The 732-nt window shown below is 72.7% G+C and carries 1 protein-coding gene; it reads right to left on the bottom strand.

Annotation, left to right across the window (positions count from 1 at the left end; all coding sequences use genetic code 11):
- Positions 1-732: arabinofuranosidase catalytic domain-containing protein (locus tag B1205_RS30400; RefSeq protein WP_303395039.1), on the bottom strand; the 732-nt coding region annotated here is incomplete at both ends.

The following is a 732-nucleotide window of genomic DNA, read 5'->3' as shown; positions in this document are numbered from 1 at the left end:
TCGGCCTGCACCCAGGGGCCGCTGCCGGAGCAGCCGCCGAACCAGCAGCTCGTGCCGAAGTAGATCGCGTCCATCGCCCCGGCCCCGTCGGCCCGGCGGGTGGTCTCGCTGTTGCCGTAGTCGAAGCAGCAGCCGCTGTTGACGTGGGTGCCGCTGGTCACCATGTACATGCCCTCCGGCGCGGAGCCGGTCGGGATGCCGGTCAGGTGGCCGTCGCGCCAGTAGCTGCTGTTGCCGGGGATGAACAACGAGTACGCCTTCGCGCCGCCGACCGTGATCGCCTCGCGGTTCGCCACGGCCGGCTGGACCGCGCCGCCGATGCCGCCGGCGCCCTGGTAGCCGAGGTTGTTGCCCCGCGTCGTCTGGTCGTAGATCCAGGTGATGACGCAGGTGGTGTTGGCGCAGAACGAGTCCTGCGCGGCCGCGTTCGCGGGTCCGCCCGCGCTGGTCGTGGTGATGTCGCGGGTGGTGTTGTCGGAGGCGCGGCGCACCTGGTAGAGCCGGCCGGTGTAGGCGCGGAACAGGGCACGGGTGGTGCTGTGCGCGGCGACGCAGGGGGTGCCGCCGGCGGCGTAGATGTCGCAGGGCCCGTTGGCGGCCGGCGGCGGTGGCTCTGAGGTGGGTGAGCTGGTGGGCGGCGCGGTCGTGGTGGGCGGGGTGCTGACGCCGCCGGTGCAGGTGGTGCCGTTGAGGGCGAAGCTGGTGGGTGCGGGGTTGCTGCCGTTCCACGAT

The sequence above is a fragment of the Micromonospora sp. NBS 11-29 genome (assembly GCF_002140155.1).
Taxonomy (GTDB): domain Bacteria; phylum Actinomycetota; class Actinomycetes; order Mycobacteriales; family Micromonosporaceae; genus Micromonospora.
Note: the sequence above shows the minus strand (reverse complement) of the source record. Positions and strands in the feature narration are given on the sequence as shown.